General features: G+C 57.9%; 1 protein-coding gene. It reads right to left on the bottom strand.

Features of this window, described 5'->3' with window-relative positions:
- The coding region (locus H6M51_RS24225; RefSeq protein ID WP_185812313.1) for a molybdopterin-dependent oxidoreductase at positions 1-572 on the bottom strand (572 nt) is incomplete at both ends.

Below are 572 nucleotides of genomic sequence, written 5' to 3'. Positions count from 1 at the left end.
CGCTCCGCATTGCCATAAGCTCCTTCCTTCTCGACCCACATGGCGGCCGGCAGAATCAGGTCAGCAGACATGGCGGTGATCGTGGGATAGGCATCGGACACGACAATGAAGTTGTCCGGGTTCCTGTAGCCGAGATAGGTCTCGTTGCTGGTATTGGGAGCCGCCTGGACATTGTTGTTGACCTGAACCCAGTAGAAGTTCAGCTTGCCGTCCTTCAGCATCCTGTCTTGTTCTACGGCATGGTATCCCGGTTTGTCGGGAAGAAGACCGTCCGGGAGTTTCCAGATTTCCTCTGCATGATGCCGGTGCTCCGGGTTGGTTACCACCATGTCTGCCGGCAGGCGATGCGCGAAGGTGCCGACTTCGCGCGCCGTTCCACAGGCCGATGGTTGGCCGGTCAGCGAGAAGGGGCCGTTGCCGGGCTCAGAAATCTTCCCTGTCAGCAGATGCAGATTGTAGATCATGTGGTTTGCCCAGACACCGCGCGTGTGCTGGTTGAAACCCATGGTCCAAAGAGACATGACCTTGGTTTCGGGGTTGGCATAGAGCTCGGCGAGTTGCTCCAGAAAGCC

It is taken from the genome of Rhizobium sp. AQ_MP (assembly GCF_014237835.1).
Lineage (GTDB): Bacteria > Pseudomonadota > Alphaproteobacteria > Rhizobiales > Rhizobiaceae > Allorhizobium.
This window is presented reverse-complemented; position numbering and strand designations above follow the sequence as displayed.